Source organism: Paenibacillus contaminans (assembly GCF_003285015.1).
Classification (GTDB): domain Bacteria; phylum Bacillota; class Bacilli; order Paenibacillales; family NBRC-103111; genus Paenibacillus_V; species Paenibacillus_V contaminans.
Window position 1 is genome coordinate 1 of the sequence record NZ_QMFB01000004.1, and the last position, 23,110, is coordinate 23,110.

Below are 23,110 nucleotides of genomic sequence, written 5' to 3' on the forward strand. Positions count from 1 at the left end.
GTCGAGCACGAGCATCAACGCCTTTCGGGACAGTTTATTACCATTATTATATCATATTAACGCGCTGTCGTGGTAAAATGAGGACTTTCTAAACAGTCTGGGTTTTTCCCGTTAATTCCTTTTTTCATGCTTTTTAACCAGAATTACCTGCATGTTTTACAGTTAGCGCAGCATCTCCACTCCATGCAAAAAAGACGCCGATTCCCGACGTCTTCCTTTGCGTTGATGTACAGTCATTCCTTGGGTTGTTTTTCTCTTCGTTCTTTAGGTTGTTGCTCTGCTAATTGTTGTTCCGCTCGTTTCTTGAGTTGAAGTGGCGGCTTTCATACTTTGAGTTAATTAGTACTTTGAGTTGATGTTCTGCTCGTTCCTTGAAGTCGATGCTCCACTAATCTTAGCAAGCATTTCAACGGCTAAGTCAGCAAATGCGGGCCGCCGCTGACCGGATACATCGGAAGACTGCGAAACGCCTCCGCATATTTGACCCCGATCGCCATGCCACGCATGACAGCCGATTTCGACATATGCCCCACGACGTCGATTCCATAAAGATGCTGCAGCCATGTATCCTGGCTTTCATGGCAGCGTAGCATGCGGCACTTCGTCTCGAATGTATCGGTAATATCTACGTACGCTTCCGGCTCGAAGCCGATCGATCCGATGTTGTCCATTACAAATACATGCGGAACCTTATCCATATGGGGATATTCCGTTTGAATCAGCCGGACGGTTACCGGAATGCGGCAATCGCTTGCGATTTCGCCGCAAATGCGGTGATCCGGATGATAATCGTTCGTGCCGTGTACAAACATCACGTCCGGATTCGCTTGGCGAATTGCGTTAATAAATTTCATTCTCGTTTCTTTATCGTGGAACAGAAATTCGTCGTCAATATCCAGCCAGATCATGTCAGCGCCGATAACAGCTGCGGCTCTTTCCGCTTCTTTCCGGCGAACTGCAGCAATTTCATCCTTTGAGAGCGTCGGCGAACCGACGTTTCCATTGGTTGCGATCATGATCGTCACTTGGTCGCCTCTGGCCGCGTATTTCGCTAACGTTCCGCCGCATAATCCCTCGGCATCGTCCGGGTGCGCACCTATTGCCAATATTCGCATGGAAAACTCAATCCCCTTTTCATTCCTATTTCACCATTCTGTGCGCGAGTACGAACCATTCGTTTCACGACGGATCAGCAAGCAAGTGTCGGCAGGCAGCTCTACCCGGTGCGATCGGCCGTCGAATCGAAGGGTTCCTTCCGTTCGCGCACCATGCATATTCAGCAAAATAACTCCGTCCGCATCACGCAGCCAGATCACGCCTATATTCCGGCCTTCCGTCATATAAGGAAATTGCGGATTGGTCGCCGCGAGGAGCTCCCGTAATTGCCGTCCTTCTTCTTCCGTCGGTTTCGTTCCGAAGGTATGCTCCCAACGGACAATCGGGAAATCGGCGAGACCGGACAGCGAATCCTCATTGTAAGCCGCAGCGGTTTGGTCGAAAATGATCGTGCGATAGTTGCCCAGCGAGCGAATCCAAGCATCGGTCAGCCGGTATTTTCCGAAGAAAAGCAGAACCTCCGCCTTCTCCGCATTTTTCTCCGCCTCGAGCCCCCGCACAGGTTTGACAGGAAGACCGGACAGAAAAGCCGTTTGCGGCATTTCCGTCGGTTCCGCGCCGGCCCCATCCGTTCCGTACGCCTGATGTACGGGAAATATGCGGGCATAAGGTTCATACTCGCTCGCGACACGTTCGATCGCTTCTTTGCTCTCGATCCATACCTGCCAATAGTCTTCCTCGATCATCCACGTTCCGCTCATGAAGAAGATGTTCGGAATACCGGCGGAAACCGCCATTTTTACCTTGAACACGAGGCTTGAGGGGCTCAGCGATCTTGGCGGAAAAACCGTCGTCTCGCTGAATGCCTGCTCGCGCGGCACGATGTTCAAATGGTGGAGGATGCTGAACAAATCGTAGGCGCGAGCTTGCGGATTACCGAAATCCTGATCGTTGAAATGACCTTCGCCTACCCGGAACATACAGCCCGGAATGTCGTCCCGGATGCCCGGCATGTCGATGCCGTGCCGTTCATCTCCCAGATGCATGACCTGGATGCCGATCCGAATCCCCGGCAAATCCGACTGCTTCATCAAGCGGCTAATTTTACCGCTGAGGTATGCCACCCATTCTTGAGCCACCTCAGGGTCTCCCGGTTCCTCGGGACGGGGAAGCGACCGAGCGAGCTCCTCCCGTGTCAATCGGCGGTTATAAGCTTCGTTATAACCTTTCAGGCAATCGTCGCAGAAGCAGCCCTCGATGTTCGGCCCCCAATTTCCCTGTCGCAAATCGTCGTCGTAGAACACCTGCTCGAAGCCCGCATCTCTCAGCATTTCGATCGCCCGGACGTTGTCGCTTAGCATCGTTTCGTCAAGATCGGCGCAAAAGTATACGGGCTCGCCGTTGCGGTCGATGCGATACCTCCAGCTGGACGGAATGGTCAAATCGAGGGTGTCGTCATCCGGATTCAGGCTATTTCCCGGATGTCCGACCGGTACTTGCGCCACCCCGACCTCGAACCCGTTGCGAAGCAATATTTCTTTCGCCTTGATCATATCTTCCATCGACGCCCACCAACGGCCGAAGAAGTATCCCCACAACCAGATCGTGCGGATGCCGCTTCGTTTGAACAAGTCCAGGGCGCCTTGGCTTTCCGCCTCGTTGATGACCAACAGCGGATTCATATTATAGTGGATATGCACGGCTGCACCTCTTTTTCCGATTCGATTTCGTTACAACGCGTGGACGGCCGCTCGGCCGAGCTCGTTCCAATCGACGGCTTGAAACCGGCGGTTCTCGGCCGACCACTTGGCATTCAGACACATCAGCGCACTCAACAAACCGTCGCGTAACGGAAAAATCGACTTCTTTTTACCTTGCATCACTTCGATAAAGTTGACCGCCAACGCAGTGTCGCCGCCGGAGTGCCCGCCCGGTCCCGGTTCGATATCGTACGTTTCCACGCGATGCGTATGGTGCATGAACACTTTAATCTGATTACTGTAAATATCGAATTCCAGCGTACCTTTGTACCCAAGCAGCCGATATCGCCGCGTGGCCGCCTTCTTCCGCGCAAAGAAATTCTGCGAGTAAGCGGCGTGCATACCTGTCTCGTATTGGATCAACGCGCTGCCGGAATCTTCGTTGCCGGTGTCGACGGCATACGCACAATATTCGCCATGCTCGTCGTCCCCTTTTTTGCGCCTGAGCACTACGCTATCCTGACAGGTCAGCTGCTCATCGCAAGCCTTGCAGCGCAAGCCTGCCGGCTTGTCGCCCTTGAAGATCTGCTTCGACGTCATTGCCGATATCCATTTCGGCTGAATGCCGAGCAGATGGTTGATACAATCGAAATCGTGGGTCGCCTTCTGTAGGAACAGCCCGCCCGTCTCTTGCTCATCCCTGTACCAGTATTGAAAATAAACATGGCCATAGGGCACGTTGTTCTCTACCTGCATATGCTCCACCGTACCGATTCGCCCAGAATCGATGATCTCTTTAGCCAATCTGACATGCGGGGTTTCGCGCAACGGAAAGGAGACGACGACCTCCGAACGGGATTGTTCGTAGGCTTCCTTCAAACGCAGCAGATCGGCCGCGTTCGTGGCCACCGGCTTTTCCAAGAACAGCGGAATTCCGCTTGGAAGCGCGCGAACGGCCATTTCCGCATGCAGCGAGCAGCGCGTTCCGATCAGAATGCCGTCCAGCTGCGCCCCGCGAATCATATCTTCCGGCGTATCGAAGTACGCGATCTCGTCGGAGCGCGTCTTCCGCCGCTGTTCGGCTCCGGATCCGGCCAGCTCGTCCCGTATGGCTTCATTGCGTATATCGGCAATTGCCGTCACCCTGCAAGCGGGTTCGATCCGGATGATTTCATCGATCATGTTCCGGATTCGTGTACCGTAACCAATCACACCGAGTCTCATGTGAAATCTCCCTTGTTCTATACTTGTCCTGTCCTATTACCGGCAGCCTGCCGAATTCCGGCAAATGCGCTATCCTTTAACGCTTCCGAGTACAATTCCTTTCATAAAAAAACGCTGCAAAAACGGATAAACGATCAGAATGGGCAACGTTCCGACGAAGATTTGCGCTGCCCTTACGGTTCTTTCCGTCACGTCGAGAAACTCACTCAGGTTCGTAATTTGCAAAATATTCGGCTGAGCGATCAACGACTGCAGATAGGTTTGCAGCGGATAGTTGTCCGTTCTGTTCATGTACAGCAGGCCATCGAACCAGGCGTTCCAGTGGCCGACCATCGTGAACAGGGCGATCGTCGCCATCGCCGGCAGGGACAACGGCAAATAGATGCGCAGCAGAATCGTCAGATGCCCGGCTCCGTCTATGAAAGCCGATTCCTCCAGCGGCTTGGGCAACCCTCTGAAGAAATTGAGCAGCAGCACGACATGAAAGACGCTCACCGCCCCCGGAAGCACAAGCGCCCAGATCGAATCCAGCAAGCCGTAATTCCGCACGGCCATATAGGTCGGAACCAAACCTCCGCCGATCAGCATCGTCACGACGAAATACCAGACATACACCGTGCGCGACCGGAAGGATCCCGACTCCTTCGACAGCGGATAGGCGGTAAACAACGTCATTGTCAAACCGAGTATCGTTCCTAAAAGCAATCGTTCCAATGAAACGCCGAACGCTCGGATAAATTTAGGATCGTTCAGGATTAGCCTGTAGGCATCGCTATTGAATTGAACGGGCCAGAACGTCACGTAACCCGCCGAAACCGCACCTGCGCTGCTGGCCGACAAAGCCCACACATGGATGAACGGTAAAATGCATAGAAGCCCGAGCGCCGTCATTAACGTATAATTTGCGGCGATAAACAGTCGCCTGGAGAACGTGCGCGACTCAATCATGCTTAAACCACCTCTGCTTAAAAAATTCTGTAGTTGGCGTAAACATACGCAAGCCGGTAAGAGGTGACGATCAATACAAGGCTGATAACCGATTTGAACAATCCGACCGCCGTAGACACGCTGTATTGCGCCTCTACAAACCCGATCCGGTAAACAAGCGTATCCAATATATCGCCTGACTCGTAGACTTGCGGACTGTACAGCATGAAGATCTGTTCGAAGCCGGCGTTCAAAATATTGCCCAGGCTGAGCACCGCCAATAGCAGGATGGTCGATGCGATGCCGGGAATCGTAATATGCCAGGTCTGTTTCCAGCGCCCTGCCCCGTCGACATACGCCGCCTCATATTGCGTGGGGTCGATCGACGTCAAGGCCGCCAAATAAATGATCGTAGCAAACCCGAATTCCTTCCAGACGTCCGATGCGACGATTGCAAAAGGAAACCAGTTGTTGCTGCCCAGAAAAAAAATCGGTTCGACGCCGAAGGCGCCAAGAACGCGGTTGAAAATCCCTTCCGTTGACAAGAGATCGATCATGATTCCGCCCAGAATGACCCAGGACAGAAAGTGCGGCAGATAGATCAAGGTCTGCACCCCGCGCCTTAGGAGCTTGTGCTTCATTTCGTTCAGCAGGAGCGCGGCGATAATCGGCACAATCTGGTTCAGAACAATCTTCATGACGGCAATATAAACCGTGTTCCATATGACTTGCCGGATGTCGGGCATTTGGAGCATGTACTTGAAATTTTCGAAGCCAACCCATTCGGAGCCGAATAGTCCGCGGTTGGGAATAAAGTTCTGGAACGCGATAGAGATGCCGGCCAGCGGAACGTAACTGAATAGAAAAACCATGATCACGCCGGGCAAGATCATCAAGTGAAGAGGCAGATTCCGTTTAAATTTTGCAAGTGTCATCATTCGTACCACCTTAAAGCCGATAAGGAAGGAAGAAGCCCGAGGTGCGGCTTCTCCTCCTTCTTGCCGGCTATCGTTAATCACGCGTTATGCGAATGCGCCGGAACAGCCTGATTGGTCTTATTGGCCGGCGGCAGCCGCCCATTCGTTGACTTCCTTGGTGATCTGATCTCCCCCGAGGTTCTTCCAGTCACTCACAAACTTGTCGAACTCCTCGATGCCGGCCGAACCAAGGATGATCTTGGTCAGCATGACCTTCTCCATTTTATCCAGCGTGGCCATCTTCTCGGACATAGCCGGCGTTGACCCGCCCAGGAAAGTCGTTTGCTGGAACTGCTTGTTGGCGATGTAGCTGTCCACCGCTTCCAGGCCTGCATGATCCATGCCGAACACCTTGTAGAACATCCAGCCTTCCACATTGCTCGGATCTTTGCGCCATGTATCGATTTTGTCGTAATACATCTTTTCTTCGGAATTCAGTTTGGCCGGATCATTGGCAATCAAGGCCGCTTTCACGTTGCGGTGGGAAGTGATGTTTTTCATCACCGGGCTCGCCTGCACAATGTTGTATGGATACCAGAGCACGCCGGTATCCGGGTTTTGCGAGATGGTGGGATCCGGGTTCACCCAGTTCTTCTCGTTATAGTAGTTCATCAATTTGACGAGAACTTCCGGATTTTTGATGCCCTTCTTCACGACATAAACGACGGTGATCGGCATATTCATCGAGACTTTGGCCGGCGTGCCGTCCGCGCTCACGATCGGATACGCGTTCCAGTCCGCGTTCAGATCGTTTTTCTTCGTTCCGTTGTTGGCATACAGGGTGGCAGCCAAATCTCCATAAAACAGGCCGATTTTGCCGGCGTTGATCGACTCGTAGACTTTGCTTGTGTCCTTGACGCCGAATTCCTTGTCGATCATACCGGCCTTGTACATTTCCGCCAGCTTGAGAATCGCGTTCTTCATCTCCGGCTGGATGCTGCCGTAGGCCAACTTGCCGCTCGCGTCCTTCACCCAGATGCCGGGATAGGCGTGGAAGGCGTTAAAGAAGCCGCCGATGCTGGGGCTGCCCGCAATATTCAGCTCTTTCGACAACCCAATGCCAAACGTATCCGCCTTCTGATTGCCGTCGGGGTCTTGCTCGACGAACGCTTTGGCGATGTTGTACACGTCGTCCATCGATTTCGGCTCGCTCAGCCCGAGCTTCTTCATCCAGTCGCTGCGGATCCACAGGACGTCGGAGGCATCGATGGCGCTAACAGTCATCGGCAGGGCGTACAGCTTGCCTTTGAAGCTGGAGGCTTTCAACGCCACGCCTCCATCCTCCATGAACAGAGACTTCAGTTCTTTCGTCGCGTATTTATCGTACAGTTCGGTGAGATCCTCGATCATGTCCGCTTCCACCAGCTTCTTCAGCTGCAGCGGGCTGACCGCGAGAATGTCGGGAATGTCGCCGGAAGCGATCGCGATGTTCGCCTTGTTCGTATACCCGTCCGCGCTGTTGACGACCCACGTGTTTTTTACCTGGATGCCCAGATCGGCCAAATACCTGTCGTATATCTGGTTGTTATCGATGCTGCGGCCCGTATCGAACTTCATGCCACTCTCGCTGCGCCCCGTCGTAACCACGATCGGCGGGTCGTATTTCCCCATCGGGTCAACCGCTTTGGTAGACGGGGTTTCCGACGCAACCGCCGTTCCCGGTTGTTCCGACTGCGAAGCGGACGGGGTCCCGCTTTTCCCGTTGTTGCTGCTGCATGCGCTTACGATCAGCAGGCTGCAGACGAGAGCCCAACCGACAACCATTTTGATGCGTCTTTTTCTGCGATTCACTTTCATGTCCCCCTCTAGGTAAGTAGTTCCGTCAATCTATCCTCATTTTATGGAGTTCAAGCTTGCCGAACAATCCAAATGTGTTGTCATTGCATGTACTCTGTTGTGCAATCCGGAATTTCTATCCGCTCGCTGCTGCCTTCATATCCGTCGGGATAACGAATTTCGTACCGCAGGGAGGCGGGAGAGGAAATGCGAATATGAAACCGGTTGTTTTCTTCGTCTATTCGCCAGGACACGTCGATACGTCCGCCGCCGAAGATCGGAACCGCACCTCTGGCCCAGCTTAATCCGCAAGGCTGCGGCGCGATGATCGCTTCCTTCCAGCCGGGCGCCGTCCGGCGAACGCCCAATACAATGGCACCGAGAAAATAAGCGGGAGCGGCGGACCAAGCGTGACAATGGCTCCGTGTCGGAGCGGCCGACTTGCCGCTATTGTCTTGGTTCCCGGGATACATCTCCCAGCAGGTCGTCGCGTCATGCTCCAGCATACGGCCGTAATTCCGGCGGATATCGTCCAGAATCCAGCGATATTGTCCGATTTCGTCCATCGCCTCGTAATAGAAAAACGACATGAATGGGCTGCCGATCGGCACAAATTGTCCCGGCGGCTGCAGAAGCAGCTGTTCCAAAGCTTCTTTCCGGTCAAGCTCGGGCACCTTGCAAAGAAAGGCGGTCACCTGGGTTTGCATGCTGTATATATCCGATACCCGTCCGTCTGTATGAATGCAATCCACATAGGCGCGCTTCTCTTCCGACCAAAGGTGGAGATTGATCGCTCTTCCGAGTTCCTTGGCCCTGTTCGCCCACGCCGCCCCGTCGGTAGGTTGTCCGGCGGCGATGGCTAATTGGCCGGCAGCGGACAATGCTTTACATAGGAAGACGTTCTGATGCGTAACGACTCCGTGATTCGGCTGGTCGATCGGCGCCCAATCGAGAAAATTCCAGCCCCTCATATTCAATAATCCGAGCTCGTCCATCCTTAACAGGTAATGTTCCAGCGTAAAGCGAACATGCGGCCAGATCCGCGAAGCGAACGCCGCGTCGCCGGTTTGCTCATAATATTCCTGGCAGGCGACAACCCACAGGAAGGTCCAATTGGGAATGACGCTGCTCAGACCGCCAGGCAACTGGTCCGCGTACAGCGGCGTCTGCCGGCTTGAACCGGGAACGAGCTCCAAGCATCGCTTCACCAGCGGTTCGGCGCCCAGCGTATAGTAACTGACCAAAGCCTCGTTGCGGCTGTCGCCTACCCAGAACGTTTGTTCATAAGCCGGGCAATCGACAAACGTATCCTCCATGCACAGCTTCGTCGTATAGACGCTCATTTTCCAAACTTCGTTCAGCAGCGTGTCGGAGCACTGAAACCGCCCGATATCGGCGACCGGATAATGACTTTGGATCACGGAGATACCGGCGATTTTCACCGGCTTCGCGGTTGCGGATGCGTGCCTAATCGTCAGCATCACATAGCGCAAGCCCCGCCGAACAAGGGATGAATAGCTTTGCCGGCCTGCCCGGCACGCATAGCGCAACGTATTGTCCAGACTGTGCGTGTCCTGACGCCAACCATCCCGCATATACTCGTAGCCGTAGCAATCGACGACAGTGCCTTCCTCCGCCGTCAGTTCAAACGCGATGTATCCGCTCAGTTCTCTGCCGAAATCGATGATGATTTCCGTATCCGCACCGTCGAACCGCGGAATTTCCGTCAATGCGCCGTTCGGGGATACCAGCTGCTGTAAGGAAGCGGGCACCATCACCGGTCGGCACTCCCTCTTCCAAATGCAGGAGGCAAACACATCGTCACGGCTGACCAGACTTAAAGGAATCGGTCTTACCCATTCCATCAACGCCGTCAGCGTCCCGGACTGCATGTCTTGACGAGCCTGCAAATAAGCTTCGCCCGTCATATCCAGCTCTTCGCCCGGCTCGTGATCGACGAACTTAACGGTGTGGAAAGGCCCGATCGAAACAAAAGCGGAATCTTTGCCGGTCTCGACGGCCAACGGAGACAACCACTCCAGAGGGCCGTCTCCATCCAGGCCGATGTGATAGCCGCGGCCGTGTTCCAATCCGCTCACGTCCATAACAAACAAATGGTCCCCCTGTTCCAGTTCAAGATCCAGGAACAGCTCCGGCTTTTCCCCGCGAAAATCCTCTTCATTGTAAGCTTTGCCGTCAATCCAGCACGTGCCGAAATTAACCGCGGCGAAAGTAAAGCCGAGCGTTGCCTGTACCCGTCCCTCGGGAACCCGGATGATCGTCGCCACAAAGCCGGTGTATCCGACGAGATGGGCATGCTCCGTACTTTCCGGCACCATATGATTGCGAATATCGATTACGGTAGTTAGCTTAACCGGGACAACCCTTGATAGCGACTCCACCCGAACCGGATAAATGCGTTCTTCCGTAAGTTTTGGAATTCCGCTAGGCTTCAACCCTTCCCATGGCGCAGTCAACGCCGGCCCGACGATCCGGCAGAACCCCCAATTCGAGTCATCGTAATCCCGATCCATCCACCTCTCGTGCCACAATCTGCCGTCGATCCTTTCGGTAAAAGCTTGCTGGCAAGCCATGCGGGGAGCGCGCGCATCTTGTCCCAAATGACGCGACGTTTTCCACGACGAATCCGTTCCGTAAACGTCTATCAGCCTATCGCTATCATACAGCTCCAACTGGGCAAGCAAACCGCCTCGGCCTTTCACATAATAAAAGTTTGGAATCCCGTAATGCAGAACGATGACGGCAATCGTATTTCTCGCTCCCGTGCGTAAAAGATGACCTACCTCATAACGATCATAGGCCTGCTCGAACGGCCAGGAGCGAACGGGCCCGCGGCCGACCTGAACATCGTTGACGTACAACACATAACGGGAATCGGCGGAGATGTTGAGGACAGCCGATTCCGCATTTTCCGACGATAACATGAAGTTTTTGCGAAAACACCACCACTCGTTGCGCGGACTCGCTTCCGTTTCCCCGTTCCAAATCCATTGGGCTACCCAATTCGTATTCATCGAAAGTAATTCCTTTCTTGTAGGTCAAGCGCTTAGACGGCTGTAACCGTAATTGCCCCGGTGTCGCTCACCGTTATTTTGTAAGGCGTGCCGTTCGGCGATTTGACGATTAACCCCGAACCGCTGAAGTTTAACGCTGCGTTCATCCGGTTTAACAAAGAGTTATGGTATGCCGTCTGAAGCGAAAACAGCTCGAGTCCCGTTACAAAGATCGATACGGCTCCGCTGCCGTTCCCTTGCGCTCCTATTTGTAACATACCGAAATAAGCGTCGGAAGGGACTACTCCTTGAATATAGTATTCTTTCCAAGCCGTGCCCAGCGTTCCCGCTCCGCTTGCATTCGAGAGCATAACCGTTTGGCCGGATACCGACGTTCCGTCTTCTTTAAACCAAATCACTTTTACTAACGTATCGCTTCCTATCGTTCCCGAGCTGACTTTTCCTTGAGCCTTGAATGCAAAGCCTTCGCCGGGAACCGTTTGGAACAAAGGGGAATATATATACAAGTTGTTATTGGCTCCGTTTGCCTTTACCTCAATCGCCGTTCGGTAACCGCCCGGCAAATTCGACGTCGTTTTGCGAAAAAAGTTTCCGCTGCCATTTACACTGAAGCCCGACCAGCTCGATTTGGAAGCCATATCGGCTGCCGCCGTCATAGACTCTCCGGTCGTGTCGGCGGATTCCGCCCAGTTAACGGCCCCTTGCAATCGATCGGAGACATGCGTAACGACGTCCGAAACCTGGAACGTCGTATTCGTAACCAGCACCCGATCTCTACGGCTGTCCGCGATACGGTTTGCCGACCATTCGATTAGCTGGGAATTATCCATGATGACCGAATAGGCGGGCGACCCGGCAAGTCCCGCTACAATCGAAGCCTCAGAGATAAAGCCGCCGCCCGGACGAACACAACGAATATTGTCCAGCAGCAGCCGTCCAGTACTGCCAGTCTCAAGCTTGAACAAATCAAATTGCAACTGGCTAAGATACCCTCCGGTCACGTCGCGGATGACCGCCTCGCCCTGCAAGTAACCCCAACTTGCAGCCACTTCGATTAAGCAATCGAGCAGTTGAAAGTCCTCACCTTTGAACCCATAGCCGTACGGCGCGGCCGTTTTTATGATTTCGCTGCTGACGATCGATATTGTCGACTTAGGCTCGGTGCTCTTCACTTCAAAGGCCGTCGCCAGCTCATTGTCGAAATGGGCCGAATTCCAGGAATATTGGTTGCAGTCCAGAATGCTGCCGATTACCTTGAGCGCGCCATTGGGTTGGTAGCATCGGATGCAGTTCTGCACCTCCCGGGTGCGAAAGCCATAGATCAAGTTTTCGCTTTGCGGAGCGTCAACGACTGCATCCGTGAAATGCGAGCCATATTGGAGTCCGACCAGCACGCGATAAATACACATGCCAAATACGGTATTGTGCTGGGCGGCATGGCTGGCCGAGTAAGAATACCAATGGATGCCGCAGCGGTAATGGATATTGTAGTCGCCATACACGAAAATGTTGAACAAATTGAGGTAGCGGCCGTTGATTTTCAGTATCGCATCCCTGTCTTCCTCCGAATCACTCGCCGTGCTGATTCCAAACAGAAAGTAACCGTTGAAATCGATCGTCTGATTGTCTTTGCCGATTCGTACCGAGCGCACGTAATAATGGCGGGTGAAAATCACGGTTCGACCAGAATCGAAAGCGGCCTGAACGGCTTCAGTATCGTCCCGCCCAGTCCCGACTTTATAAAAGTCCGGAGTTACGCCTCTCCCGGCAAATTCCGAATCGATCATTTCAAAATTGCCGTTAACGTCGAGGCTATCCAAAGGATCCATTTGCTTCAGCTTCAAATTTGGCGTTAAGGTCGTTGTGGAGGACCCAGTACCTGTACTGCCTCTCATTAAATCCTTTACCTTTGTGCGGGTCTCGGCCGAATCTGCGTAGGCTTTCGACATAGCTCCGTCAACCAGCCCTGACGAAGCAAGCGCAACGCCAGCCATCCCTAAAGAAGCGAGCAGCTTTCTTCTGCTAATCATGCTTTTCTCTTGTTTAGTGTTTTGCAGGTTTTCCAATTCCTTATCGTCTAACATCGTTCATTCCTCCTGTAAGTTTGAGATGGAATTCGATAAAGGGAAACGTTTTACTCATTCATAAACCCTGCGGTCTGCAGCATCCGTTTAATAACAACCGCAGCCTGTGCGCGTGTAGCTTTGTCCTGAGGAGCAAATTGATGTTCTGTGATGCCTCTCATCATACCGGATTCAAGCATTTGTGCTGCCGCAACCTGTGCCCATGAACTTATCGCCGATTTATCTTCGAAACCAGCCAGCAAAGGAAGCAGCTTCCCTGCAACAGCAATAGGTTTATTAGCAAACAATAACGCATTTGAAAGCATCACAGCCATTTGCTCTCTCGTTATCGTATCGTTAGGCCGGAAGGTTCCGTCTTCAAACCCGCTGACGATTTGCGCCCTCACCGCCGCGCCAATTGCACCCGCGAACCAGTCGGTTTCTCCAATATCCGTAAATGCAGGGATCGAATCCTCTTCAAGCCCTAATGCACGGATAATGAGGCTGACGAACTCTGCACGAGTGACATTCCCTTCCGGAACAAAGTCCGTTTCGGTCTGCCCATTTACAATGAGCTTGGAGGCAAGCAGCTCCACATCGGTTTGCGACCAGTGGCCTTGGAGATCATCAAAGGATCGTATGGACTGAGCTATCGTGTACAGACTGTTTCCAGTGCGGAAGATATGAACCTCCGTTAATCCGTTCGTTGTTGTAAAGGTGGAAGGAACAAATGAGAATTCGCCGGTTTGCGGATGGAGCCTGATTGCCGTCGACTGTGCAGGATCAATAGCTTCCGACACTCTGTTCCTTTTTGGCCCGCTTTCAACAATACTTCTGCTCACATACGTACGTCCGAAGTCAGTGAATACTTGTTTACTGCCATCCACCTCGATACTAAGAGTGAAGTCAATGATGTCTCCTACAAGCATTATGCCGGCTGTTTTCGCCTGCTCAGCCATCTGTTCTTTGGCTGCGTCTGTGAGCGTTTCCATCGTAACGAAAAAAGTAGCGTGCTCGAGCTTGCCGCCGAGCTGCTTCAATTGAGCTGTAAGCGTAGGGAAGTGGATCGGTAATGTGTAGCTGGCATTTTCCGTCTTAATTTTGATTAAGGCATAGGGATTTTCACTAGCTGCCGCAGTAAGCACTTGAGCCGGAATACCAACATTACGAATCGCTTCCGTACCCGGTAATTCAAACAAAATGGTTTGCGACCCCTTTGCATTTCCTTTAATTATTCGAAATGCTTTCATTAGCGATTCCGTATGCAGCATTGCTGTAGCCTCAGCTTTTCCGTTCGTTTCCGCAGTTGCCTTTACGGTGAATGCTGCCGCACGGTTAGTAAGCGTTGCTCCGCTTGCAGTCTCTTCTACATCTTCGGATTCCGGCTGAAAGGTGTCCGTCTTTTCCGAAGTGTTTGTATCGGGTGGATTCGGGGGTCTGTATTCAATGGGGGCTTCGGCCCGAATCACGGTTAAGGTGTAGGTCTTGCTAGTAAAGCCATCTGCTGCCGCAGTCACAAGCAATATTTGATTGGTTCCTACTTGAAGGCTTATGGGATTCGACACACCGCCGCTATAAGCTTGACCATTGAGTCTCATTGTAGTCGCGGGGTCATAGGTAACCGCTGTTACACTGATGCTGGATACGGTATGACTGACTTCAATAGAGTAAGAGAATACTTCCGGAGCAAACGAAGGCTGCAAAGCGCCTGCACTAACACTGATTTTACTTAGATCAGCATTCGGTTCGCTATCACCGGCCCGCTCCTCGCCGATGACGGTTATTTCGTCACTGTTGAAGTTCGCCAAATAGACTTTGTTCAGTCCTATGTTCACAGCAGCAGCAATTGGGTTCGTTCCTGCCGCTGCAGTAGAAGTCGTCTGACTCCTTCCATCGATCACCGTCACATCGTTGCTGTCGTAATTCGCTATATGAATCTTATTCGTCTCTGCGTTGATGGCCAGCGAACTTGGTCCGGATCCGACGGATACCGTGGAGATGCTGTGATTGGCGCCATCAATTACGGTCACATTGTTACTCGTGGTATTGGTCACATAAATCATTCCGGTCACCGGATTTACTTCCACTGCAGTCGGCGTTATACCAACATTCAGAGTAGAGACATCACCCGTAGTTCCATCAATTACAGTGACGGTATTACTGTAGAAGTTGGCCACGTACACGCTGCCTGTCAGAGGATTTACCGCTAATGCATTGGGTCCGGCCCCCGTAGAAACCGAGGAGGAACTGTTACTGACACCGTCGATGACTGTCACCGTGTCACCATCCACGTTCGCGACATAAATCTTGTTTGCGGCTTCATTAACAGCAATGGCAAACGGACTTTCCCCAACTTGTATCGTTGCAGTTACGGCTTCGGTATCCATATCCGCAGTGGCTCCGTCAATGACCGTCACTGTATCGCTGCCTAAGTTCGCCACATAAATCTTGTTAGTCACCGTATTGACCGCCACAGCAAAGGGCAGAATTCCAACATCCACCTCTATGGTATTGTTCGTCACGCCGTCGATGACTGTTACCGTATCGCTATCCGCGTTCGCCACGTAGATCTTGTTCGTCACCGGATTCACGGCTAAAGCATAAGGCGTTGTTCCAACATCTATGTTCGCCACGGTGACAACACCCCCGCCATATGTATCTTCCAGCACGGTCACGCTGTCGCTGTCGGCATTGGCTACGTAGATCCTGCTAGTCACCGGATTGACTGCAACGGCATGCGGCCCTCTACCTGCAGCGACATTTGTGGATGAAGCAGCTGCAGACACTTGCGAAACAGGCAATCCTCCAGCAAGTAACAGGAAGACGATCATTCCTACTAAGCCATATCGCAGTAGGGGGGTTGTTTGAACATTCATTAACAACCAATCCTTTCCACATATTTGTTAACGCTTTCAATTTGAAAACAAGTTTTAAATCAGTTTTCACACGTACTTTATGCTTTCATCGTGTTTAGGTTGTTTAGCAGATCACCTATTCCTCCTTTTAATGGCCTTGCCATCCTTTAGTTGATCAGCATGCTGTGCTCCCTTCTTTATTGATGTCTTCATTCTATTTACCCCGTTCGGTTCGAACAATCCAAATGCATTGCGATTGCATGTACTCTGTTGTCATCTTGTCCCGCATCGGCGATTTGCATATAAAAATCCGCCTTTCACAGTTTTCTCTGCGCAAGGCGGAAGCGTAACCGCTCGATTATTTTCTTGCATGATCTCTATATTCTTGCGGACTCATGCCTACGTGCTTCTTAAAATACTTGCTGAAGTACGAAAAATTTTCGAAGCCCAGCTCCAAGCTGACTTGCTGAATTTTGGCAAAATCGTTGCTGAGCAGCTGCTTCGCTTTGGTTATTTTCAATTCGATCAATCGTTCCGCAAGCGTATAGCCTTTCTCCGAATGATAAAGCCTGGAAAGATAATAAGGACTTAAATGCACCTGCTTCGCCAACTGCTGGAGCGACAAATCTCCATTTAAGTGCCGAACCATGTAACGGTCCACGGTATCGATGATATGCCGTTTTTGATCCGTTTGTTTCAGCTCCATCTGATTCATCACGATCTCCGAAAGCCTAACGAAATAGACAAGCAAGTCTTCCCAATTTCCATGCGCTTTGTAATCGGAAAGCAGCGATAGGTCAATGCCGCTTTCCTTGACTGCAGCGCCCAAGTTTTTTTTGTTTATAAAAGCGATGAACATCGCCGACAAGCAGCAGTAAAACTCCAACTGCAGAGTATAATCGACGAACACCGGCTTTTGCGTTTCGCGAAAGCAGTTAATCAGCTCCGTCTTAAACGATTCCGACTCCCCCGACTCCAACAGCGTTTGAAGAGCAAAAACCGCTTCTTGAGGCCTTTTTTCCAAATACGACTCTTGCTCGTTAGAGGGAACGTCTACCAGAATAATTTCTTCCTCCAGCCCTATGCCCTGGGTGAAAAGCTCGCTCATTGAGCGAAAATCCCTGTGCAAGCATGTCCAATTTGTCAAAGGACTGCCAAGAACGATCGATAGCGGCAAGCTTAGCATTTGACGTACCGTTTGTTGAATTTTTTCAAGCATCTCCTGCACGAAGAGGTACGTTTGCTCGGAAGCCCGCACGGAAATTCCGCCTTCCTCCGCAGGCGCTTGTATCAACCAGATCATGTTCGTCTCTTCCTTGGCCGGAATGACGCTGACGACCGGCGACAAATACTCCTGAATAATATTGCTGCAGGCGTACTCCATGAGCAGCCTGTCGTTTGCCGTCATATGCGCCGGCCAGCGGTCGACCCGGGCCATGATCAGCATCACGGGACTATCGCTCTGCATCGGAATATCGAGGAAATCCAGCTGCTCCTGAATGGCGGTAACCGAATCATTCCCTTTATAGAGCAAATTATGAACGAAATCACGCAGCAATAACGGCTGGGCGCTTCTCAACTGGAGACGAGCTTTCGTCAGCAGCTCGATTTCGTCAATCTCGCGTTCTACTTCATCGATGGCGCGACGAATCAATTCCTCGATCGTTTCCTCATCCGCCGGCTTCAGCAAATAATCGTACGCGCCTTGACGCAAAGCGCCCTGTAAATACGTGTAATCCGAGTAGCCCGACAAAAAAATAATTTTACACCTCGGCCACTGCATGCGTACTTTTTCGGCCAGCTCCAGCCCCGTCATTCCCGGCATTTTGATATCCGTCAGGAGAATATCGATACGATTCTCGGCAAAAATTTGCAGCGCTTCTCGCGGCGTTTCCGCTTTCCAAACGGCAAGGTTCCAATCCGTCAAATCTTCCAAAATTCCCGCTATTCCTTCAACGATAATCGTCTCGTCATCAACTACCAGAATATGATTCATAACGGCTCACTCCTTTTCCGAAGCTCGATCAATGGTGATGATTGCAGTCACTCCGCCTTGCTCAATATTGTTGGACAGCCCAACCCCCGACGTGCTGCCGTAAAGCAGCTTCAAGCGTCTATGGACGTTCTCCAAGCCGTGTATATCGTCCCTCGTCGCATCTTCTCCATCCCGTGACAGGGAAACCCCCGCCTGCCATAACTCAAGCTGCTTGGGGTTTATCCCGACTCCGTTATCCATAATTCGGACGGTTAATTGCCGTTCTCCCGCTTCTACAGCGACTACAATAGATCCGCCGGACTCTTTATGCTCCAATCCGTGTATAAATGCGTTTTCCAGTATGGGCTGAATGATGAGTCGCGGAACCTCCCATGCGTCGACGTCGCCTTCCGCCTCGAAGCGGCATGAAATCCTTTTTCGGAACCGGATCTCCTGAATGGCCGCATACATTTGGGCATGCTTCAGCTCGGTTTTGAGCGGAATAAACTCCGATTTATTATAGGTGATGAACTTGAAATATTCTCCGAGATACTTGGCCAGTTTTTTTACGCCGTCATGATCGCCGCTATGTGCCATTAAGTACAAAATATATAAGCTGTTGTATAAAAAATGAGGGTTGATTTGCGACTGCAAAAGCTTTAATTCCGCTTGTTGGCTGTAAATCGTTTTCTCGTACACCTCTTGAATCAATTGCTTCAGCTTCCCTGCCATCCGGTTAAATTGCGCATAGATGAATTGAAATTCGTCATTCTCTTTTCTTTGAATAACGACATCCAGGTCGCCAAGCTCCACTTTGCGAAAGCCGCCGATCAACTTCTTCAGAGGCCTGTCGATAAGCCGGAAAATAGCAAATGATGCGAGAATCACGAAAATGAAGGAGAGAACGGATAAATACCAAATCCATTTTTTGAACGAATAAACCGGGTGCAAAATCTCATTCTCCGGAATTAATGTCGTTAACGTCCAATTCAGCGGTTCGGAGCGCTCCTCAAAGACCATATAGGGAGTGCCGTCGATGCTTATCCGTTCTTTGCCGGCGGCTAACGCCCGAACGCTCGTAGCAGCTTGGCCGTCCGAAAGCTCTTCGTACAAAGGCTTCTTATAATACTCGTCCAACAAATAAGAAATCGAATGCTCATACGGCTTGAGCGCCTTGATCTCCTGGCCGATTTTGGGTAATGACATCTCGACGACAAGCATAAATTGCGAACGCGATGCGGGCGGATAACCAAACGAAAAAAACAAACGATCCTTATAATAAAAGGCCGTAGCCGGAGCGGCGTTAGCGTTTTGAAGCGCTTTCCATTCTTCCGCGTCCAAAGGCTCGACCCCCGTCCGCGAGGAAATGCGCTTATTCGGAATAGGCATCATAACGAACACATCTTGGATATACTTGCTGGATGTGCCCAGCATGACGATTTTGGAAAATAAATCATTATAAGCCTTCGTTCTTTCATACTCCGTCAAGGATTCCGAACGGATGCTCAGATCGTTCAAATCGGAATCGTTAATAAAGGTTCGCATTATATCCGTAACCCTCGTGATTTCCGTTTGGAGCGAAGCAAGGATGTAAGCCGATTTTTGTTCCATCGATTTGGCGATTTCGTTCCGGACGATTCCGGCGCCATAATCATTCATTAACAAGCCGATGATGTAGACGGGAATCAAAATAACTAAAAACGTGCCTACAAGCTTATGAAAGATTCCAAGCTTCACCCGCCTCCCCGGTCTCTTCCCCATTCGATCCCGCTCCTTTCGTTCACGCCTTATCTAAACACCAATATACGCTGTTTTTTGCCGATGGCAAAGACAGACCGCCGAAACGGATCGGCAGTCTGTCAACCAAAAATATTCCGAAACGGTACTAACGTCAAGCGGAACCGGTGCCGGCCGCTCTGATCACCCGCCCTGCGGTAACGCCCGTAAACGCTCCGTTCCGTACCGCAATTGTCCCGTTCACGATAACGCAGGCAATGCCGACGGGTTCCAGCAGAGGATTGCTATAAGTCGACCGATCCGCCACTGTCTGCGGATCGAACACAACGACATCCGCAAACATGCCTTCGCGCAGAAGCCCGCGATCCTTAAGCCGCAGCAGTTGGGCGGGCGCCCCGGTCATTTGGCGAATCGCCTGCGGCAGCGATAGCGTTTGCAGTTCACGCACATATCTGCCAAGCACACGCGGATACGTCCCGTACAGCCGGGGATGCGGCTTGCTACCAAAAATACTGTCGGAGCCGAACAACTGGAGCGGATGCTTCATCGCTTGCATCACATCTTCCTCTTCCCCCCAATGAACGACCATGGAGACGGCCCCTTGTTCCTCGATCATGAGATCGAAAGCCGCGTCCGCCGGATCCACTTGCTTTAACAGGGCGATTTCGGCAATACTGCTGCCTTCCCACTGCCGGTTTCGTTCGGAGGCGACCGAGGCGATGACGATATTTCCCCAGCCGCAGTTTTTCACCCAGTTCTCGAAGTTGTCGTTATGGAGAAAATCCCGCTTAATCCGCTCGCGAATTTCGGGGTCCGCAAGCCTTACGAGGCATTGCGCGGCTCCTTCTTCATGCATCCACGGGGGCAATATCGTTTGCAGCACGGTCGAACCCGCCATATACGGATATTGGTCGAATGTGATTTCCAGTCCGTTAGCCCGCTCCTTGTCCATTAACGCAAGCGCATCGGCGAATTTATGGCGGTTCGCTCCGCCGATGGCCTTAAAATGCGAAATATGCAGCCGAACGCCAGATTGGCGGGCCGCCTCGATCACTTCCTCCAGCGCTTCGATAAATCGGCTGCTTTCGCTTCGCACGTGAACGACAAAGCAGCCGTTATATGCAGCCGCGCCTTTGCATATCTCGATGAGCTCCGCTTGATCGGCGAATACGTTCGGCGGATAGACGAGTCCCGAGGATACGCCGACCGCTCCTTCCCGCATGGCCAGTTCTACCAGCTCGCGCATGCGGCTTAGCTCCTCCGGCGTCGCCTTGCGGTCCTCGAAGCCCATAACAAGCGTCCGTACCGCGCCGTGCGGAACAAGATACATAACGTTTCCGGATAAATCGGCCTGCTCGAGAAATCGCAAATAGTCGTCGACCGAGTTCCACGGCCAATCGCCGATATCGCCGTTAAGTCCCCTAAGCTGCTGCTGCCACAACGGCTTCGTATGTTCCGATACGGGGGCTACGGAAATTCCGTCCTGCCCGAGCAGTTCTGTCGTTACTCCTTGAAGCACCTTGACGTGATGGATATCCGGCTTCGTACACAACAAATCGGAGTGCACATGCGTATCGATAAAACCCGGACAAACGGCCAATCCTTCCGCATCGATCTCCGTTCGCCCTTGCTCACCCTTCAAATCACCGATCGCCGCCAGCTTCCCGCTGCGAATCCCGATATCGGCCTTCATCCACGGATTGCCTGTACCGTCATACACCTGTCCGTTCCGGATGACGATATCCATCATGGTTTATCCCCTCGCCTTTACCCTCGATTTAACATCGTGTATCAGATCGTTACTTCCTTCTTCGCAAGCTTTGAATGAATTTTAAACTTCATAAATATAATAATATCGAATTCAAAACTTCAAAAATGATTATAACTGCTATCCCTATCTTTAATCAAGATATTTTACTAGATTCAAGGTTATGAATGACTTTGGGGATGCCCAGATTGTCTTGTCATTTTTCACAAAAAAAAGGACCTCGACTTACGCCTTGCAGCGGTTTTCGAGGTCCTTTTCCTTGACTTTTCGGTTATTTCGTACGATGCAACGCTTGGTAAAGCCCCTTATTTTTAGCTAAATAGTACTTGTGGCTGTCCCTCGCCGCGACAGAAGACTTAAGACTTCACAACCTTCTCCTGCTTTTTGTTTTCCGGAATAGGAGCGGGATCTATGCTTTGGTCGTTCGCGGTAAGGTCAATGCCATAATCCTTGGCAAACACCATGCGGGTATCGACAAGCACGTTCTCGCTATGTTCATCGAGTTCGAATACGCGTGCGCCGCGCAGCCGGTTCCGGTCTGCGCCTGGCAAACCGTAAGTGCCGAAACCCGCGCTTCCTCCATACCCGAGCAGCACGCCGTAATAGTTGCCGTGGTATGTATTCACGTGATCGTGGCCGCAGAAGACGCCTTTGACATCGCCGCGGGCCATTATCGCCGAAAACATACCGCTATTGACCGGACCCGGGCATTCGTCTTCGTTCCGTTCCCCCACGATTCCGTGCTTACCGGCGGCGCGTTCATGGTCGGCGGCGGACCTTCCGTCCACGCTGGCGTGCCACATAAACCGGTGCTCCCATAGCGGGATATGAATGAACATAAGCGACGGCACTTTATGCCCCGTCGTTTGCTCCAGCTTTTTGGAGGTTTCGTAATACCATGCCACTTGATCGAAACGCAGCCAATCCCAAGTCGGATAACCTTCGAAGTTTTGACCGGCAATCTCACTCGGCGCATACCTTCCGCTGTCCAGCAGCCAGATGTTGAATGCCGCCTTCGAACCTTGGGAAGAGCGGATCAAAAGGTTGGTATTTCCCGTTCCGGTAATATCGCGTTCGCCGGGTTGGTTCACATTATACTTGTAGGCCATATAAAATTGCAGCATGTTCTCTTCGTCCAGTCCGGCGTTCGGCGTCGAATCTTCGTCGTGATTTCCGAAGGTGACGGCCCACTTGATTCCCCGCTGCTCCATCGGCTGGGCAACATTGTTCATCGCCTGCTTCATGTCCATCGCCGTATCGCAGCCCCCGGTAATGTTATCGCCGTTAAGGACGACAAAATCCGGTTTTTCGGCGTCGAGCACTTTCTCCATCAGTTCCACAGTCCGCCGATCGATATGCTCGTCGTCCTGCGTATCGTTAAACTGGACGATTTTGAACTTTCCGTCGGCATGAAATTGCAGCTTCCCATTGTCTTTGCTTGCAGCCTGTACCGTTCCTCCGCTAAATTCGAACGGAATGCCCGCCGTTCCGAGCGTGAGCGCCAGCGCCCCCGCCCCTCCTACTTTAATAAATTCCCTCCTGCTCATACTTTTACTAGTTTCATCATGGCTCATCGACAAATACCTCCCACATTTATTAGGATAAGCACACTCCCAATTTAGCGAAGAAATGTAAGATGAATATAATCGTGAACTAAACGTTATGTAAAAGCGCCGACGGATACCTGCCAAAAGCTTCAGTCTAAAAAAATCTAAAGTAACTCGATAATTTCTTTACTGATTGAAAAGCTGCATTGCAATCGCTTTGTTACTTTGCTCGAAATCGTGTAACTCCTGGTAAATGCGGCACCTCTATGCACCTGTAGTCCGAATCTGCCAGCTTGGAGCGAGGAATCCAAGTCGCTCTTGAGCTGTAGTCCGAATTCGCCTGCTTGGAGTGAGGAATCCAAATCCCTCTTGAGCTGTAGTCCGAAATCGCCTGCTTGGAGCGAGGAATCAAAGTCCCCCTTGAGCTGTAGTCCGAAATCGCCTGCTTGGAGAGAGGATTTATCGGTGTG

The 23,110-nt window shown here is 51.7% G+C and carries 13 protein-coding genes; all 13 read right to left on the reverse strand.

What is annotated here, in order from left to right:
- Positions 1–413: 413 nt before the first annotated feature.
- The 13 genes from DQG23_RS08890 to DQG23_RS08950 all read right to left on the reverse strand — a co-directional run bounded on the left by DQG23_RS08890 (position 414) and on the right by DQG23_RS08950 (position 22,667).
- Complete coding sequence (locus DQG23_RS08890) at positions 414–1,115, reverse strand: PIG-L deacetylase family protein (RefSeq protein WP_113030489.1); 702 nt, start codon at positions 1,113–1,115, stop codon at positions 414–416.
- Between the two features lie 30 nt (positions 1,116–1,145).
- Positions 1,146–2,756, reverse strand: coding sequence for a hypothetical protein (locus DQG23_RS08895; RefSeq protein WP_113030490.1), 1,611 nt, complete (start codon positions 2,754–2,756; stop codon positions 1,146–1,148).
- A 30-nt stretch (positions 2,757–2,786) separates the two neighbouring features.
- Entirely contained in the window at positions 2,787–3,980 is a 1,194-nt protein-coding gene (locus tag DQG23_RS08900) for a Gfo/Idh/MocA family protein (RefSeq protein ID WP_113030491.1), read from the reverse strand.
- Positions 3,981–4,049: 69 nt separating this feature from the next.
- The gene (locus DQG23_RS08905; RefSeq protein WP_113030492.1) at positions 4,050–4,928 is read right to left on the reverse strand and encodes a carbohydrate ABC transporter permease; all 879 of its coding nucleotides are present in this window, start codon (positions 4,926–4,928) and stop codon (positions 4,050–4,052) included.
- Between the two features lie 17 nt (positions 4,929–4,945).
- Positions 4,946–5,842, reverse strand: coding sequence for an ABC transporter permease (locus DQG23_RS08910; RefSeq protein ID WP_113030493.1), 897 nt, complete (start codon positions 5,840–5,842; stop codon positions 4,946–4,948).
- A gap of 120 nt (positions 5,843–5,962) precedes the next feature.
- Positions 5,963–7,675, reverse strand: coding sequence for an extracellular solute-binding protein (locus DQG23_RS08915; RefSeq protein ID WP_158560364.1), 1,713 nt, complete (start codon positions 7,673–7,675; stop codon positions 5,963–5,965).
- An 86-nt stretch (positions 7,676–7,761) separates the two neighbouring features.
- On the reverse strand, positions 7,762–10,695 hold the full coding sequence (locus DQG23_RS08920) for a family 78 glycoside hydrolase catalytic domain (protein ID WP_113030495.1): 2,934 nt from the start codon (positions 10,693–10,695) through the stop codon (positions 7,762–7,764).
- Between the two features lie 32 nt (positions 10,696–10,727).
- A complete protein-coding gene (locus tag DQG23_RS08925) occupies positions 10,728–12,779 on the reverse strand; it encodes a hypothetical protein (protein WP_113030496.1) in 2,052 nt (683 codons plus the stop codon).
- Between the two features lie 50 nt (positions 12,780–12,829).
- Positions 12,830–15,634 (reverse strand): S-layer homology domain-containing protein, encoded by a 2,805-nt coding sequence (locus tag DQG23_RS08930; protein WP_113030497.1) that lies wholly within the window; start codon positions 15,632–15,634, stop codon positions 12,830–12,832.
- Between the two features lie 337 nt (positions 15,635–15,971).
- Positions 15,972–17,609 carry a response regulator transcription factor gene (locus DQG23_RS08935; RefSeq protein WP_113030498.1) on the reverse strand — a complete coding sequence of 546 codons (1,638 nt, stop codon included), beginning with the start codon at positions 17,607–17,609 and terminating at the stop codon, positions 15,972–15,974.
- A 6-nt stretch (positions 17,610–17,615) separates the two neighbouring features.
- Positions 17,616–19,349: a histidine kinase gene (locus DQG23_RS08940; RefSeq protein WP_113030499.1), complete on the reverse strand. Its 1,734-nt coding sequence runs from the start codon at positions 19,347–19,349 to the stop codon at positions 17,616–17,618.
- A 130-nt stretch (positions 19,350–19,479) separates the two neighbouring features.
- Complete coding sequence (locus DQG23_RS08945) at positions 19,480–21,075, reverse strand: N-acyl-D-amino-acid deacylase family protein (RefSeq protein WP_113030500.1); 1,596 nt, start codon at positions 21,073–21,075, stop codon at positions 19,480–19,482.
- 374 nt (positions 21,076–21,449) lie between these two features.
- Complete coding sequence (locus DQG23_RS08950) at positions 21,450–22,667, reverse strand: metallophosphoesterase (protein ID WP_113030501.1); 1,218 nt, start codon at positions 22,665–22,667, stop codon at positions 21,450–21,452.
- Positions 22,668–23,110 lie beyond the last annotated feature (443 nt).

What these genes read in the sequence shown, in the direction of transcription:
- DQG23_RS08940 (WP_113030499.1), bottom strand. Translation starts at nt 19,349, where the DNA reads ATGGGGAAGAGACCGGGGAGGCGGGTGAAGCTTGGAATCTTTCATAAG.
- DQG23_RS08935 (WP_113030498.1), bottom strand. Translation starts at nt 17,609, where the DNA reads ATGAATCATATTCTGGTAGTTGATGACGAGACGATTATCGTTGAAGGA.
- DQG23_RS08890 (WP_113030489.1), bottom strand. Translation starts at nt 1,115, where the DNA reads ATGCGAATATTGGCAATAGGTGCGCACCCGGACGATGCCGAGGGATTA.
- DQG23_RS08925 (WP_113030496.1), bottom strand. Translation starts at nt 12,779, where the DNA reads ATGTTAGACGATAAGGAATTGGAAAACCTGCAAAACACTAAACAAGAG.
- DQG23_RS08920 (WP_113030495.1), bottom strand. Translation starts at nt 10,695, where the DNA reads ATGAATACGAATTGGGTAGCCCAATGGATTTGGAACGGGGAAACGGAA.
- DQG23_RS08900 (WP_113030491.1), bottom strand. Translation starts at nt 3,980, where the DNA reads ATGAGACTCGGTGTGATTGGTTACGGTACACGAATCCGGAACATGATC.
- DQG23_RS08950 (WP_113030501.1), bottom strand. Translation starts at nt 22,667, where the DNA reads ATGAGCCATGATGAAACTAGTAAAAGTATGAGCAGGAGGGAATTTATT.
- DQG23_RS08910 (WP_113030493.1), bottom strand. Translation starts at nt 5,842, where the DNA reads ATGACACTTGCAAAATTTAAACGGAATCTGCCTCTTCACTTGATGATC.
- DQG23_RS08905 (WP_113030492.1), bottom strand. Translation starts at nt 4,928, where the DNA reads ATGATTGAGTCGCGCACGTTCTCCAGGCGACTGTTTATCGCCGCAAAT.
- DQG23_RS08945 (WP_113030500.1), bottom strand. Translation starts at nt 21,075, where the DNA reads ATGATGGATATCGTCATCCGGAACGGACAGGTGTATGACGGTACAGGC.
- DQG23_RS08930 (WP_113030497.1), bottom strand. Translation starts at nt 15,634, where the DNA reads ATGAATGTTCAAACAACCCCCCTACTGCGATATGGCTTAGTAGGAATG.